The organism is Candidatus Accumulibacter contiguus, assembly GCF_036625285.1.
In the GTDB taxonomy this organism is placed as follows: Bacteria; Pseudomonadota; Gammaproteobacteria; order Burkholderiales; family Rhodocyclaceae; genus Accumulibacter; species Accumulibacter contiguus.
Map to the genome: position 1 here is coordinate 73,266 of NZ_JAZKUC010000002.1, position 14,552 is coordinate 87,817.

The following is a 14,552-nucleotide window of genomic DNA, read 5'->3' on the forward strand; positions in this document are numbered from 1 at the left end:
CATGACCTTTGCAGATGGTGGCGCCGTTCAGGCAGTTACTTGCGCGCGGGCCTTGCGGATTTCCGCGAGAACGGTCATCGCCGAGTCCTCGATGCGGGTACCGGGACCGAAGATGGCCTTGGCGCCGGCGGCAAACAGGAAGTCATAATCCTGCGGCGGTATGACGCCGCCAGCAAAGACGATGATGTCGTCGGCGCCCTGATCCTTGAGGGCCTGCACCAGCGCCGGCAACAGTGTCTTGTGCCCGGCGGCGAGTGAGGAGACGCCAATGGCGTGCACGTCATTCTCGATCGCCAGACGGGCAGCTTCTTCCGGGGTCTGGAAAAGCGGGCCGACGTCGATGTCGAAGCCGAGGTCGGCAAAAGCGGTGGCTACCACCTTGGCGCCCCGGTCGTGGCCGTCCTGGCCGAGCTTGGCAATCATGATCCGCGGCCGCCGGCCTTCTTCATCGTTGAACTTGGCGATTTCGGCCTTCAGCGTTTCCCAACTCGCCATGCCCTCGACGACTGCGCCATAGACTCCCGAGACGGTCTGCTGCGTGGCGCGGAAACGGCCAAAGATTTTTTCCATCGCGTCCGAGACCTCCCCAACCGTCGCGCGCAGGCGCATCGCCTTGACCGCGAAGTCGAGCAGGTTGCCTTCACCGGTTTCGGCGCAGCGCGTCAGATCGGCGAGCGCGGCGTTGACCTGGTCGGAATCACGGTTTGCGCGCACCGTCTTCAGGCGCGCGATCTGTGAGTCTCGGACGGCGTTGTTGTCGATGTCGCGAATGTCGATCATGTCTTCCTTGGCGAGCTTGTACTTGTTCACACCGACGATCACGTCCTTGCCGGAATCGATGCGTGCCTGCTTGTCGGCCGCGCAGCCCTCGATCTTCATCTTCGCCCAGCCGGATTCGACGGCATGCGTCATGCCGCCCATACTTTCTACCTCTTCGATGATCTTCCAGGCTTCGTCGACCAGATCCTGCGTCAGCTTCTCCATCATGTACGAACCGGCCCAGGGATCGATGACGTTGGTGATGTGCGTCTCTTCCTGGATGACCAGTTGCGTATTGCGCGCGATGCGCGACGAGAATTCGGTCGGCAGGGCGATCGCCTCATCCAGCGCGTTGGTGTGCAGCGACTGGGTGCCGCCGAAAACCGCCGCCATCGCCTCGATGGTGGTGCGCACGACGTTGTTGTAGGGATCCTGTTCGGTCAGCGACCAGCCGGAGGTCTGGCAGTGGGTGCGCAACATCATTGATTTCGGGCTCTTCGGTGAAAACTCCTGCATGATCTTCCACCAGAGCAGGCGAGCGGCGCGTAGCTTGGCCACTTCGAGATAGAAGTTCATCCCGATGGCGAAAAAGAACGACAGGCGGCCGGCAAAGAAGTCGACGTCGAGGCCGGAGGCAATCGCCGTTTTCACGTACTCGCGGCCGTCAGCCAGCGTGAACGCGAGTTCGAGCGCCTGTGTGGCGCCGGCTTCCTGCATGTGATAACCCGAAATCGAGATCGAGTTGAACTTCGGCATGTGGTTTGCGGTGTAGCCGATGATGTCGGCGATGATTTTCATCGACGGCTTCGGCGGGTAGATGTAGGTGTTGCGAACCATGAACTCCTTGAGGATGTCGTTCTGGATAGTCCCCGAGAGTTTGTCCTGCGGCACACCCTGCTCTTCGGCGGCAACGATGTAACCGGCGAGAATCGGCAGCACGGCGCCATTCATGGTCATCGACACCGAGATCTTTTCGAGCGGGATGCCGTCGAACAGGATCTTCATGTCCTCGACCGAATCGATCGCCACTCCGGCCTTGCCGACATCACCTGTGACGCGCGGATGATCGGAGTCGTAACCGCGGTGCGTCGCCAGATCGAAAGCCACCGAAACCCCCTGGCCGCCGGCGGCCAGCGCCTTGCGGTAGAAAGCGTTCGACGCTTCGGCGGTGGAGAAGCCGGCGTACTGGCGAATGGTCCACGGACGCACGGCATACATCGTTGCCTGCGGGCCGCGCACGAAAGGGGCCAAGCCGGGCAGCGTGTCGGTGTATTCCAGACCTTCGATATCGGCCTTGGTATATAGCGGCTTGACGACGATTCCTTCGGGTGTCACCCAGTTCAGTGCGTCAACATTCCCTCCGGGCGCCGACTTGGCGGCTGCCTTTTTCCAGGCATCAAGATTTGCAGAATCACTTTTTGCAGCATTGTTCGCGTTGGACATGACGGAACCTTTCGAGAAATCTGTGGATTGAGGCGGTTCTTCCGCCTGACGATGCACAAGCCATGGCGCTCAGGGGAGTCGCGCTGCACAGGCTATTTTAACGCTTGACACCCCGCTCCGCGAATAATACTGTATCCATAATTATGAAAGCAAGGTCCCTTGGGGGACCTGAACAAGGCTGCGAAAAAAGATCGATGGTTGCGAGTCGTATAGCCCAGACTGCCCTCTACCAGGAAGTTGCTGAAAGACTGAGGCAGCGCATCTTTGCGCACGAACTGCCGCCGGGAACACGCATCGACGAGCAGTTGCTGACGGTCGATTACGGCATCAGTCGAACCCCCTTGCGCGAAGCGCTGAAGGTTCTGGCTGCAGAAGGGCTGGTGACGCTGAAGCCACGCCGTGGTTGTTTCGTGACCGAAATATCGGAGCAGGATCTGGACGAGATTTTCCCCTTGATGGCGATGCTCGAAGGGCGTTGCGCACTCGAAGCGACCAGGCGCGCGCAGCCCGAGCAGATCGCCAGGCTTGAAACCATCCATCGACAGCTCGAACGCTTCGCCGCCAGCAATCAGATCGAGCGCTTCTTCGTGGCGAATCAGGAGTTTCACGCACGCATCCAGCAGCTTTCCGGAAACCGCTGGCTACAACAGGTGATCCAGGATCTGCGCAAGGTGCTCAAGCTGACGCGCCTTTTTTCGTTGAGCATCGATGGTCGTCTGCAGCAGTCGCTGGCGGAACATACTGCCATTCTCGAGGCCATCAAGGCCGGTGACGCGACGCGGGCGCAGAACCTGATGCACGATCACATTCTGTCCGGACGGCAGGCGCTGGCCAGGAACCCCGTTCATCAGGAGTTGGTGGCATGACCGGCAGCATTCTCTGCGCGCGCGCGGACGCCGTCGCGACCGTCACCTTGGCGAATCCGGGCAAGCGCAACGCGCTCGACCTGGCGATGTGGCAGACCCTGGCGGCAGTGGTCAGCGAGCTGTCCGCCGACGATCAACTGCGCTGTGTCGTCCTGCGCGGCGACGGAGAGCAGGCTTTCGCTGCGGGTGGCGACATCGAGGAGTTCCGGAGCCAGCGCGATACCCTGGAGCGTGCGATGGCGTATCACGCACAGGCGGGTGCCGCCTTGCAGGCGGTTTTCGATTGTCGCCACCCAACGATCGCCATGGTGCAGGGGGCGTGCATCGGGGGAGGGCTGGAGATCGCCGCGCAGTGTGACCTGCGCATCTGTGGCGAGTCTGCGCGCTTCGGTGCGCCGATCAACCAGCTCGGATTTTCGATGTATCCCGTCGAAATGGCGAGTCTGCTGCGTCTCGCCGGGCCGGCGACGGTGCTCGAAATTCTGCTCGAAGGGCGCATTCTCGGATCAGGAGAGGCTCTGGCCAAGGGCCTCGTCACGCGCGTCGTCGCTGATCCGGAGCTCGTTCCGGAAGCCTACACGAGTGCCCGGCGCATCTGCGAAGGCGCGCCGCTGGTCGCCCGCTGGCACAAACAGTGGGTACGCCGCCTGCAGCACGCTCGACCGCTCAGTGAGCAGGAACTGCGCGCTTCGTTCGCTTTCCTCGACAGCGAAGATTACCACGAGGGCCTGTCGGCTTTTCTCGAAAAACGCAAACCGCAGTTCAACGGTCGCTGATCACCCCGCAGTTCATCCTTTTCCGACGAAGAGTCCCCACAGCATTTTTGCCGCCAGCAGGATCAGGACGCCTGCGAAAACGCGTTTCAAGGTGGCCACCGGCAGACGGTGCGCCAGCCCCGCCCCCAGCGGGGCCGTCAGCATGCTCGCAGGCACCAGCCAGAGCAAGGCCGGCAGATACACGTAGCCAAGGCTCCACTGTGGCAATTCGGCGTGCCCCCAGCCGTTGAAGATGTAGCCCAGCGAGCCGCCCAGCGCGATCGGAAAACCGACCGCTGCCGAAGTGCCGATGGCATGCTGCACGCGCACGTTGCACCAGGTCAGGAAGGGCACGGTCAGCGCACCGCCGCCGATGGCGACCAGTGCCGAGACCGCACCGATGCCGCTACCGACGGCAAAAACGCCGCCGGCACCCGGCAATTCGCGCGATGCTTTCGGCTTCAGGTTGAGGATCATCTGCACGGCCACGCAGCAAACGAAAGCCGTGAAGAACACGGCCAGTGGTTTTGCCGGGACACTGGCGGCGAAGAGCGTGCCGAGCAGTGTCCCGACGAGAATCCCCGGCGTGATCTGGGCGACGATCTTCCACAACACTGCGCCATGCTGGTGATGCGCACGCAGACTGGCCAGCGAGGTGAACAGGATCGCCGCCATCGCCGTTCCAAGGGCCAGATGGAGAACTTCCGCCGGCGGAAAGCCCGCCTGCGCGGCGAACATCATGGTCAGCGCCGGCACCATCACCAGTCCGCCGCCAATGCCGAGCATGCCGGCGAAGAAACCGGTAAACAGACCCAGTGCGATATATGCCAGCCACCAGAGCAATTTTGCTTCCCCTCAGAATCTGTGCGCTGCGTTGTTCACCATCACTTATGGACTTATTGGTCGAGGATTTCCAGCAACATGCGGTCCACCCCCGTTTGCCAATCCGGCAGGACCAGGTCAAAGGCGGCCTGCAGCTTGCGCGTGTCGAGACGAGAGTTGCGGGGGCGTGGCGCGGGGAGCGGGTAGGCGCTGCTGGGCACGGCTTCGATGGCTTCCGGAGCGACCCGAATCGCTCGGCCGGCCTGGCGGGCATGTTCGATGACGTGCCGTGCGTAGCCGTGCCAACTGGTTTCGCCGCCGGCCACCAAATGGTAGAGACCGGCGAGGGCAGGACGCTGCTGCACGCTGCGAATGGCGTGTGCGGTGACGTCCGCCAGCAGTTCGGCGCCAGTCGGCGCGCCGATCTGGTCAGCGACGACCTGGAGTTGATCGCGCTCGCTCGCCAAGCGCAGCATGGTCCGAGCAAAGTTGTTGCCGCGCGCGGCAAAGACCCAACTGGTGCGGAAGATCAGATGCCGGTCGCAGCAGGCCACGGCCTGCTCGCCTGCGAGTTTGGTCTTTCCGTAGACCCCGAGCGGGCCGGTCGGGTCGCTTTCCCGCCACGGCGAGTCGCCGCTGCCGTCAAACACGTAGTCGGTCGAGTAATGCACCAGCCAGGCACCGAGGCGCTCGGCTTCCTCGGCCAGAACGCCGGGAGCCAGGGCGTTGATGGTTCTCGCCAGATCGGGTTCCGACTCGGCCTTGTCGACCGCCGTATGAGCGGCAGCGTTGACGATGACGTCGGGAGCGACTGCGCGCACGCAGGCGGCCAGTCCCGCGAGATCGGTGAAACTGCCGCACAGGCTGCCTTCCCCTTCGTAATCGAGGGCGACGATCTGACCAAGCGGCGCCAGGCTGCGCTGCAATTCCCAGCCGACCTGTCCGCGCTTGCCGAAGAGCAGGATCTTCATGGCTGGCGCTCGCCGTAGTTCTTCTCGACCCAATCGCGGTAGGCGCCGGACTGGACATGGCGAACCCAGTCCTGATTTTGCAGATACCACTGCACAGTCTTGCGAATACCGGTGTCGAAGGTTTCGGCCGGTTTCCAGCCCAGTTCCCTTTCGATCTTGCGGGCGTCGATGGCGTAGCGTCGATCGTGGCCTGGCCGATCGGTCACGTAGCGGATCTGTTCGTGGTAGGGCTTGCCGTCGGCGCGCGGACTGATCTCGTCGAGCAGCGCACAGACCGTATGCACAATGTCGAGATTGGTTTTTTCGTTCCAGCCGCCGATATTGTAGGTCTCGCCGGGACGACCGGCATCGAGTACGCGCCGGATGGCACTGCAGTGGTCCTTGACGTACAGCCAGTCGCGAATCTGCTGACCGTCGCCATAGATCGGCAAGGGTTTGCCGGCGAGAGCGTTGACGATGATCAGCGGGATCAGCTTCTCGGGGAAGTGGTAGGGGCCGTAGTTGTTCGAGCAGTTGGTGGTGAGCACCGGCAGGCCATAGGTGTGGTGGTAGGCGCGTACCAGGTGGTCGCTCGCTGCCTTGCTCGCCGAGTAGGGACTGTTGGGTTCGTAGCGATGGGTTTCGCTGAAGGCGGGTTCGTCTCTGGACAAGGAGCCATAGACCTCGTCGGTGGATACCTGCAGGAAGCGGAAGCCCCGTCTGGCCTCGTCGGGCAGGCCGTTCCAGTAAGCGCGCACGGCTTCCAGCAGATGGAAGGTGCCGACGATGTTGGTCTGGATGAAGTCTTCCGGGCCGTGGATCGAGCGGTCGACGTGCGATTCGGCGGCGAAGTTGAGGATCGCGCGCGGCTGGTATTGCGCCAGCAGGCGGTCCGTCAGTTCGCTGTCGCCAATGTCGCCGTGCACGAAGAGGTGCCGCGGGTCATTGGTCAGCGAGGCGAGGTTTTCGCGATTGCCCGCATAGCTCAGCTTGTCGAGGTTGAGCAGCGCCTCGTCGCTCTGTGCCAGCCAGTCGAGAACGAAGTTGGCTCCGATAAAGCCGGCACCGCCAGTAACCAGAATCATGGGGAGAGCCTTTCAAGCAGGGTGGGGGGAATGCGTGTCGCGACCGGCGGGCGGATCATGGCGTAATCCAGGTCAAGGTGGTATCGGCGATCGGACTCATCTGCCGTAGCTGTCTTCCAGACGAACGATGTCATCTTCTCCCAGGTAGCTGCCGGACTGAACCTCGACGATTTCGAGGTCGATCTTGCCGGGGTTTTCCAGGCGATGCACCACGCCGAGCGGAATATAGGTCGACTGGTTTTCGGAGAGCAGCAGCGATTCGTTGCCGCGCGCGATCAGCGCCGTGCCCTTGACGACGACCCAGTGCTCGGCACGATGATGATGCTTCTGCAGACTGAGGCTCGCGCCTGGCTTGACCAGGATGCGCTTGACCTGATAGCGCGGGCCGTTCGCCAACCCCTCGTAGCTACCCCAGGGGCGATGCACGATGTGCCGGAATTCGGTTTCGCAACGTGTCGCGCACTTCAATTCTTCGACCAGCGCCTTGACCTCCTGCGCTTTCGACTTGTCGGCCACCAATACCGCGTCGGGGGTGGCGATCACGATCAGATCCCTGACCCCCACCGTGGCGAGCAATCGTCCTTCGGAGATCAGGACGCAATCGCGGGTGTCGACGCTGTGCACGTCGCCGCGTTGTGTGTTGCTGTTGGCACCGGTCTGGCCGATGGTCGATAGCGCATCCCAGGCACCGATGTCGTTCCAGCCGGCAGAGAGCGGAATGACCACCCCCCGCTCGGTCTTTTCCATGACTGCGTAATCGATCGAGATCGACGGGCTGGCCGCGAAAGCGACCGGGTCGAGGCGGAGAAAATCGAGATCGCGGCGCGCACTCGCCATCGATGTGGCAACGCAGTTGCGGATGGCCGGCGCGAAGCGGTCGAGTGCCTCGAGATAAGTGTCGGCGCGGAACAGGAACATGCCGCTATTCCAGAAGTAGTCGCCCGAATCCAGGTAGGCTTGCGCAGTTTCAGGATCGGGTTTTTCGACGAAACGAGCGAGGGCATAGCCCCCGCTGACTGGATCGCCACGGCGAATATAGCCGTAGCCGGTTTCCGGGCGGTCAGCCAACACACCAAAGGTGACCAGAGCTCCGGCGTTGGCGTGCGGAATCGCCCCCCTGACTGCGTCCTGGAAAGCGGCGACATCGGCAATCACGTGATCCGAGGGAAGCACCAGCAGCAGCGGCGCAGCTTTCTCCCCTTCCTCACCGAGTGCCTGCAGCGCTGCCGCTGCGACCGCAGGCGCGGTATTGCGCGCGGCCGGCTCAAGCAGGATGTCGGCCTGCAGCCCGATCTCCAGGAGTTGTTCGGCGACCAGGAAACGGTGGTTTTCGTTGGCCACGGCAATTGCCCTGCCAAGTCCTGCGAGGCCGTCGAGTCGTCGCAAGGTGTTCTGGAGCAGCGAAAAATCATCCACCAGACGCAGAAACTGCTTGGGATAATGCGTTCGCGAAAGCGGCCACAGACGGGTCCCGGATCCTCCACAAAGGACGACCGGACGAATCATGGGGGAGTTCATTTGCAGCGTCTCCAGAACAGGGCCGACTCGCCGCGAAGGGATGGCAAGAGGCGGCATTATAGCGCTTCAATGGTGCGCCAGCCGTGCAGCAGGCTGGGCATCTCCTATAATGCGCACTTCCCGGCTACCGCCTTCATCACCCTGGCCCAGCGATGCGCATCCTACTGGTAAAGACCTCGTCGCTCGGTGACGTAATTCACAACCTGCCGGTGCTCAGCGATCTGCGTCATGTCTTTCCCGGAGCGCGGATTGACTGGTGTGTCGAGGAGTCCTTTGCCGATATTCCCCGTCTGCATCCGGCGCTCGACCAAGTCATTCCGGTTGCCCTCAGACGTTGGCGCCGGCACCTTGGCCGGCTTGCCACCTGGCGTGAACTGCGCGATTTCCGGCGACTCATCAGCCGCAAGGCGTACGACATCGTGCTCGATACGCAAGGATTGCTGAAGAGCGCGCTGATTGCTCGGCAAGCGCAGGGCAGGCATTGCGGTTATGCCGCCGAAGCCGCGCGTGAACCCCTGGCAGCGCGGTTCTATGACCAGACCTTCGTCATTCCTCGCAATGTGCATGCGGTACAACGCAACCGCTGGCTGGCTGCTGCTGCTTTCGACTACCCGGTCGACCTGCCGCTCGACTACGGGATTTCGGCGCCGACGATCGAAACCGACTGGCTCAGTGCAGATCGTCTGGTGGTTCTGCTGACGGCGACCAGTCGCGACGACAAGCTGTGGGATGAAATGCACTGGTGCGAGCTTGGCCAGGCTCTTGGCGAGCGCGGACTGACGCCGGTCCTGCCGGCCGGCAACGCGGTCGAACGGCAACGTGCCGAACGTATCGCCGCCGCGGTCACGGCTGCAGTGCTGGCGCCACCTCTGAGCCTGCCGCAGGTCGCCGCGCTGATTGCACGGGCCAGCCTGACCATTGGCGTCGATACCGGCCTCGCGCACCTCGCCGCGGCCCTGCGCGTACCGGTCATCGCCCTGTACATCGCGACCGACCCGGCGCTGACCGGAGTCCATGGCAGCGGCATCGTACGCAATCTCGGCGGCGCCGGTGCTCCGCCGTCGGTCAGCGAGGTGCTGACGGTCACCGAGCAGATCCTGCGCCGATGAGCCGTCTGCTGTATTCGCTGCTCTTCTATCTGGCCATGCCGCTGGTCTGGCTGCGCCTGCTCTGGCGAGCGCGCCGGCAGCCCGAGTACCTGCAGCAGCTGGGCGAGCGGCACGGCTTCTACGCCTCGCGTCCACCCCTGCCGCTGCTCTGGCTGCACGCCGTTTCGGTCGGCGAGACACGTGCCGCGGCACCGCTGATCGATTCGCTGCTGCGTGCCTACCCTGGGCACGGTGTGCTGCTGACGCACATGACGCCGACCGGTCGGACGACCGCTCAGGAGTTGCTGGCGCGGCATCCCGGGCGGCTGATGCAGGCCTATCTGCCTTATGACCTGCCTGCTGCCTGCGGGCGCTTTCTCGACCACTTTCAGCCCCAAATCGGCTTGCTGATGGAAACTGAAGTGTGGCCCAACCTGATCGAGGCGGCCAGGCGACGCAAGCTGCCGATGGCTTTGATCAACGCTCGCCTGTCCGCACGTTCGCAGCGCGGCTATGCACGCTTGCCGAGCCTGATCCGGCCAGCCCTGGCATCGTTGAGCGCGATTGCGGCACAGACCGCCGCCGACGCCGAACGCCTGCAGAAGATCGGCGCTCGCCAGGTCAGCGTCTGCGGCAACCTCAAGTTCGATGTAACCCCGGCGCCGGCCATGCTCCGGCAGGGAGCTTGCTGGCGGCAGGCGCTCTCTGCCCGCCCGGTCTGGCTGGCCGCCAGTACACGAGAAGGCGAGGAAGCGCTGATTCTCGAAGCCTTCATGGGAATGAACATTCCCGACTTGCTCTTGCTGCTGGTGCCGCGTCATCCGCAACGTTTTGCCGAGGTCGCCGAACTGATTGGCAAGCGCGGGCTGGCATTCTGCCGCAGAAGTGCGGAAACCTTGCCAGGCCGCGAAATGCAGGTCTGGCTGGGCGACAGCATGGGTGAAATGGCCGCCTTTTACGCGCTCGCTGATCTGACCCTGATGGGGGGTACCTTGCTGCCTTTTGGCGGCCAGAACCTGATCGAGGCGGCTGCCTGCGGCTGCCCGGTCCTGCTTGGCCCGCATCGCTTCAACTTTGCCCAGGCCAGTGCAGATGCCATTGCTTGCGGGGCTGCGCGTGCGGTTTCGAATGCCAGCGAAGCGGCCATTGCGGCAAGAGATCTGCTCCAGCATCCGCAAGCGCTGCTGGCCATGCGTGCTGCCGCGAAAACTTTCAGTCAGACGCACCGCGGAGCGACGGCGCGCACCATGGCATTGATCGAGCGGCTTATGGCGCTTCGAACAGCGAATTGATCCGTTCCAGGTCGCTTTCGGCGAGCGATCCAACCGCAGCCTTCAACCTGAGCTGGCTGATCAGGGTGTCGAAACGAGCTTTGGCCAGATCGCGCCGGGTGACGTAGACCTGATTCTCGGCATTGAGCACGTCGATGTTGATACGTACCCCGACCTCGTAGCCCAGCCGGTTCGACTCCAGTGAGCTGAGACTGGAAACCAGCGCCGCTTCGAGTGCGCGAACTCCGGCGAGGCCATTGACCACGCCGAGATAGGACTGGCGCGCGCCGAGGGCTGCGTTGCGGATTGCATTGTCCAGCGAGGCCCGTTCCCCGTCGCGCCTGGCAATGGCTTCACGGGTTCGCGAGTTGACAGCCCCGCCCTGAAAAATCGGGATATTGAGCTGTAGGCCAATCTGGCCGGTGCTGGTGTCGATCGAGCCGACCCCAAACTGCCCCGGGCCATTGTTCTGCCCGTAGTTGGCGACTACATCGAGCGTCGGATAATGAGCCGCACGGCTGATGTCGACTCCCTTGCTGGCCGCTTCGGCTGCTGCCTGTTGTGCCTGGACGATAAAACTGTCACGTTCTGCCGCCTCTACCCATGGTTCCATGCTTGCCGGTTGCGGTGGTTCCATCACCGCTTGCGGTTTCAGCCGATTCAGTTCCCCCGGATCCTTGCCGACCAGCACGCGTAGCGCATAACGCTTCACTTCCAGGTCATTGTCGGCAGCGATCTCCTGCGCAGTCGCCAGGTCGAAGCGCGATTGCGATTCATAGGTATCGGTGATGGTTGCCGTGCCGACCTCGAAATTCTTCTTCGCCTGTTCGAGTTGCTGAGCGATCGCCGTCTTGTTGGCCTGCACCGCGCGCAGGTTCTCGATCGCGAAGAGCACGTCAAAATACGCCTGGGCGACGCGCAGGATCAGATCCTGTCCGGCCTGCGCAAAGTTGGCCTCGGTCTGCATCAGCAGCAGCTTCGACTGACCGTACTGGACGAAATTCTGCCAGCGGAACAGCGGTTGCGTCAGGTTCACGCCAAAGCTGTTGCTGTTGTACTTGTTCTGGTAGCTTTGCCGGTCGGGTCCGATCGTGACCTTGTAGTTGGTGTCGTTCCAGAAGGTGTTGCCGGTCGCCCCGATGGTCGGCAACAGGCCGGCGAGCGCCTGCGGTAGCTTCTCGCGTCCGGCTTCGGCGGCCGCACGCGCAGCCGCGTACTGGGCGTCGTAGGCGAGGGCATTGCGATAGACCTGCAGCAGGTCGGCTGCCCTTGCGGAAGCAGCCGACAGGAGAGCCACCAGCACGAGGCTGATCCTGCCGGCGCGGAGTTTCAGGGGCATGACACGAACTCACTTTCAGCAGGCGACGGAGTTGTTGCCGCCAACAGCCAGTTGGCCAGTTCGAGCGCAGGGAGGTGCTGCATCGAGCGCCAGGAGGCCGTTAGAAGACGAAGCTCTGGCGCTTCCTGGTGGTCAAGGGCGCGACCACGGTTTCAAAGAAATTGATGGTGTTGAACGCCTTGTCATCGGTGCGAATGATCAACTGAGCTTCCATCACCGGCGCTTCACCGATGAACGCCGTGAGGCGGCCGCCAAGCTTGAGTTGCTGCAGAAATACGTCGGGCAGTTCGGGCAGGGAACCCGAGATGACGATCAGATCGTAGGGGGAGTGGCCGGACCAGCCCTGTGAGGCGTCACCCGTTTCGACGCTGACGTTGGTTACGCCGGCACGCCGCAGGTTACGGCGGGCGGTTTCGGCGAGGACCGGATCGATCTCGACGCTATAGACATACTCGGCCTTTGAAGCGAGAAGAGCGGCCATATGCCCACTGCCGGTACCCACCTCAAGAACGATGTCGGTGTTCCTGACCCCCACTTCCTGGAGAATGCGCGCCTCGATCTTCGGCGGCAGCATCGTCTGGCCGTTGCCAATCGGTAACTCCAGGTCGGCAAACGCCAGTGCCTTGAACGCCTCGGGGACGAAGACTTCACGCTTGACTGCTGCAAGCACTCCCAGTACTTCCGGATCCAGCACCTCCCAAGGGCGGATCTGTTGCTCGATCATGTTGAAGCGAGCCTGTTCCATGTCCATCTTCACCGCAGCCATAACATTCCCCGTCACAATGGTAATATTAGCACGATCTAATATTGACTCTCGATCGCAAGATTATACCTTGATCGCCAAGCCCCCGCCCACTGCGATTCGGCGCAAGGGGTATGCGGGCAGCGTGAGCACGGGCCAAGCGGATGGCACTGGGCGGGTTTTGCCTGTGGATGGGGCCCAGCCTGTCGACCAAAAGAAACGGCGCCCGCAGGCGCCGCTTCAGACGATCCAGGAAAGCTTATGCGCCGAGGCTCTTGACCTGAGCCGAAAGGCGGCTCTTGTGGCGTGCGGCCTTGTTCTTGTGGATGATCTTCTTGTCGGCGATGCGGTCGATCACCGATACCGACTCCTGGTAAATGCTCTGCGCCGCCGCTTTGTCGCCAGCCAGAATGGCCTTTTGCACACGCTTGACGGCGGTCCGCAGGCTGGAGCGCAGGCTGGTGTTGTGGGCGCGTTGCTTGACGGCTTGGCGGGCACGCTTGCGAGCTTGTGCGCTATTGGCCATGGATGTTTTTCCCTATCAAAAACTGGTGCTTGGGTCGAAAGGCGAAAATTATACAGAATGCCAGCTCTGGACGCAAGCGAGATGTTTGGTCGGTGTTGCTTCTTCGGTGAAAAAACGGGCGCCAGGGCGCCCGTTGATGCTGCGAACAGACTGGAATCAGAAGCTGTGTGTAATGCCGGTACCGAGTGCGTAGTTGCTTTCGCCTGTGGCACCGACGATTCCCGGTATGGCGATTGCTTGACCAGGAAGGAGAACGTTGTTGTTGTTGCTGAAATAGCTGTAGGCTGCATACAAGGAGGTACGCTTCGACAGCGGATAGGTGTACTGGGTTCCGGCACCCCAGCTGACGCCATCCGAGGCATAGTTGCGGTCGGTCGTCAGCCTGCCATAGCTCAGCCCGAGGGTGCCGCGACCGATCGGTGCGGTCAGACCAACGGTCCAGAGGTCGCTGGAATCGATCCCGCCGTACCTGCGCACATTGTTGTTGTTGTCGAGAGCCTGGTAGCTGGCAAAAGCCTTGACGATCTTGAAGTCGTAACTGCCGCCGACGTACCATTCGTTGATGCTCTTGCCGGTACCGGCCAACTGGTATGGAGGGGCAGCGGTCGGGACAACGACATTGGTACGCGATTGCCAGACGGCGTCGAAATTGATCGGACCATTGGCATAGTTGAGGCCAAGACCGTATTTGCCGTTATCCGTGGTACTGACCTGCTTGTCGTTGTAGCCGCCAGAAGCGTCGCGGGTCTCGCCGAAGCTGTAAATGGCACTTGCCTTGAAGCCGGACAGATCGGGACTGGTATAGGTGATGGCGTTGTTGAAACGGGCCGGGCTGTTCGGCGTGATCGTCATGCCATTGATCGCACTGAGGCTCGATTGAATGCCAAAATCGCTCGCGTCGAGTGCGTCGTTGTTGGCGGTCGCGTTAAAACCCGGAGCGTATTGACGACCGAGTGCGACGGTACCATAGTTGCTCGCCAGTCCGACGAACTGCTGGCGGGCGTTCAGACCGCAGGTGCCGATGCCGCAGTTGAGGTCCGGGTCGAGGCCGTACTCGAGGGTAAACACTGCTTTCAGGCCATTGCCCAGCGCTTCTTCGCCCTTGAAGCCGAGGCGATTCCCGGCGCCGACGCCGGTAATACCGCTGAAGGTGTTCGTGCCCGGAATCTTGATTCCGAGACCATTGCGTCCGGCGTTACCTGAACTGTAAGCATAGGCCAAGTCAAGTACGCCGTACATGGTGACGTTGGTCTGCGCGGAAGCAATACCCGATGCCAGACCGGCAACTGCCAGGGCAATCAGTTTCTTTTGCATTTGTGAGTTCTCCTGTAGGTCAAAAAAATGAAGAAAAAATATTTCTTCACCAGTCGTCTGTATCGATGCGTCTG

Annotated in this window: 13 protein-coding genes; 4 read left to right on the forward strand and 9 right to left on the reverse strand. The window is 62.0% G+C overall.

Features of this window, described 5'->3' with window-relative positions:
• Window positions 1-27: 27 nt before the first annotated feature.
• On the reverse strand, window positions 28-2,202 hold the full coding sequence (scpA, locus tag V5B59_RS18850) for a methylmalonyl-CoA mutase (RefSeq protein ID WP_288131963.1): 2,175 nt from the start codon (window positions 2,200-2,202) through the stop codon (window positions 28-30).
• Window positions 2,203-2,396: 194 nt separating this feature from the next.
• Between scpA and V5B59_RS18855 the strand changes: the two genes are divergently transcribed.
• Window positions 2,397-3,068 carry a GntR family transcriptional regulator gene (locus V5B59_RS18855; protein ID WP_034908811.1) on the forward strand — a complete coding sequence of 224 codons (672 nt, stop codon included), beginning with the start codon at window positions 2,397-2,399 and terminating at the stop codon, window positions 3,066-3,068.
• The gene (locus V5B59_RS18860) at window positions 3,065-3,844 is read left to right on the forward strand and encodes an enoyl-CoA hydratase/isomerase family protein (RefSeq protein ID WP_169069727.1); all 780 of its coding nucleotides are present in this window, start codon (window positions 3,065-3,067) and stop codon (window positions 3,842-3,844) included. Before V5B59_RS18855 ends, V5B59_RS18860 begins: the two co-directional genes overlap by 4 nt.
• Window positions 3,845-3,856: 12 nt before the next feature.
• On the opposite strand, the gene V5B59_RS18865 is transcribed toward V5B59_RS18860, so the two are convergent.
• From V5B59_RS18865 to V5B59_RS18880, 4 genes are all read right to left on the reverse strand, one after another.
• Window positions 3,857-4,666, reverse strand: a complete 810-nt coding sequence (locus tag V5B59_RS18865; RefSeq protein WP_034908806.1) for a sulfite exporter TauE/SafE family protein — start codon at window positions 4,664-4,666, stop codon at window positions 3,857-3,859.
• 53 nt (window positions 4,667-4,719) lie between these two features.
• On the reverse strand, window positions 4,720-5,616 hold the full coding sequence (rfbD, locus tag V5B59_RS18870; RefSeq protein WP_034908804.1) for a dTDP-4-dehydrorhamnose reductase: 897 nt from the start codon (window positions 5,614-5,616) through the stop codon (window positions 4,720-4,722).
• Window positions 5,613-6,680, reverse strand: a complete 1,068-nt coding sequence (gene rfbB / locus V5B59_RS18875) for a dTDP-glucose 4,6-dehydratase (protein ID WP_034908802.1) — start codon at window positions 6,678-6,680, stop codon at window positions 5,613-5,615. The genes rfbD and rfbB overlap by 4 nt, the downstream gene beginning before the upstream one ends.
• Before the next feature lie 96 nt (window positions 6,681-6,776).
• The gene (locus V5B59_RS18880; RefSeq protein WP_169069726.1) at window positions 6,777-8,198 is read right to left on the reverse strand and encodes a mannose-1-phosphate guanylyltransferase/mannose-6-phosphate isomerase; all 1,422 of its coding nucleotides are present in this window, start codon (window positions 8,196-8,198) and stop codon (window positions 6,777-6,779) included.
• Between the two features lie 152 nt (window positions 8,199-8,350).
• Between V5B59_RS18880 and waaC the strand changes: the two genes are divergently transcribed.
• Both waaC and waaA read left to right on the forward strand, forming a co-directional pair.
• Window positions 8,351-9,307 (forward strand): lipopolysaccharide heptosyltransferase I, encoded by a 957-nt coding sequence (gene waaC, locus V5B59_RS18885; protein ID WP_169069725.1) that lies wholly within the window; start codon window positions 8,351-8,353, stop codon window positions 9,305-9,307.
• A complete protein-coding gene (gene waaA / locus V5B59_RS18890; RefSeq protein WP_169069724.1) occupies window positions 9,304-10,578 on the forward strand; it encodes a lipid IV(A) 3-deoxy-D-manno-octulosonic acid transferase in 1,275 nt (424 codons plus the stop codon). Before waaC ends, waaA begins: the two co-directional genes overlap by 4 nt.
• On the opposite strand, the gene V5B59_RS18895 is transcribed toward waaA, so the two are convergent.
• From V5B59_RS18895 to V5B59_RS18910, 4 genes are all read right to left on the reverse strand, one after another.
• Window positions 10,553-11,896 carry a TolC family outer membrane protein gene (locus V5B59_RS18895; protein WP_169069723.1) on the reverse strand — a complete coding sequence of 448 codons (1,344 nt, stop codon included), beginning with the start codon at window positions 11,894-11,896 and terminating at the stop codon, window positions 10,553-10,555. The genes waaA and V5B59_RS18895 overlap by 26 nt on opposite strands.
• Before the next feature lie 100 nt (window positions 11,897-11,996).
• Window positions 11,997-12,647: a protein-L-isoaspartate O-methyltransferase family protein gene (locus V5B59_RS18900; protein ID WP_169069746.1), complete on the reverse strand. Its 651-nt coding sequence runs from the start codon at window positions 12,645-12,647 to the stop codon at window positions 11,997-11,999.
• Window positions 12,648-12,897: 250 nt separating this feature from the next.
• The gene (gene rpsT / locus V5B59_RS18905; protein WP_169069722.1) at window positions 12,898-13,164 is read right to left on the reverse strand and encodes a 30S ribosomal protein S20; all 267 of its coding nucleotides are present in this window, start codon (window positions 13,162-13,164) and stop codon (window positions 12,898-12,900) included.
• Between the two features lie 156 nt (window positions 13,165-13,320).
• Window positions 13,321-14,478: a porin gene (locus tag V5B59_RS18910; RefSeq protein ID WP_169069721.1), complete on the reverse strand. Its 1,158-nt coding sequence runs from the start codon at window positions 14,476-14,478 to the stop codon at window positions 13,321-13,323.
• Window positions 14,479-14,552 lie beyond the last annotated feature (74 nt).

Coding starts and splice junctions, on each gene's coding strand:
- waaA (WP_169069724.1), top strand. CDS start 9,304: ATGAGCCGTCTGCTGTATTCGCTGCTCTTCTATCTGGCCATGCCGCTG.
- scpA (WP_288131963.1), bottom strand. CDS start 2,202: ATGTCCAACGCGAACAATGCTGCAAAAAGTGATTCTGCAAATCTTGAT.
- rpsT (WP_169069722.1), bottom strand. CDS start 13,164: ATGGCCAATAGCGCACAAGCTCGCAAGCGTGCCCGCCAAGCCGTCAAG.
- rfbB (WP_034908802.1), bottom strand. CDS start 6,680: ATGATTCTGGTTACTGGCGGTGCCGGCTTTATCGGAGCCAACTTCGTT.
- rfbD (WP_034908804.1), bottom strand. CDS start 5,616: ATGAAGATCCTGCTCTTCGGCAAGCGCGGACAGGTCGGCTGGGAATTG.
- V5B59_RS18880 (WP_169069726.1), bottom strand. CDS start 8,198: ATGAACTCCCCCATGATTCGTCCGGTCGTCCTTTGTGGAGGATCCGGG.
- V5B59_RS18900 (WP_169069746.1), bottom strand. CDS start 12,647: ATGGACATGGAACAGGCTCGCTTCAACATGATCGAGCAACAGATCCGC.
- waaC (WP_169069725.1), top strand. CDS start 8,351: ATGCGCATCCTACTGGTAAAGACCTCGTCGCTCGGTGACGTAATTCAC.
- V5B59_RS18910 (WP_169069721.1), bottom strand. CDS start 14,478: ATGCAAAAGAAACTGATTGCCCTGGCAGTTGCCGGTCTGGCATCGGGT.
- V5B59_RS18855 (WP_034908811.1), top strand. CDS start 2,397: ATGGTTGCGAGTCGTATAGCCCAGACTGCCCTCTACCAGGAAGTTGCT.
- V5B59_RS18895 (WP_169069723.1), bottom strand. CDS start 11,896: ATGCCCCTGAAACTCCGCGCCGGCAGGATCAGCCTCGTGCTGGTGGCT.
- V5B59_RS18860 (WP_169069727.1), top strand. CDS start 3,065: ATGACCGGCAGCATTCTCTGCGCGCGCGCGGACGCCGTCGCGACCGTC.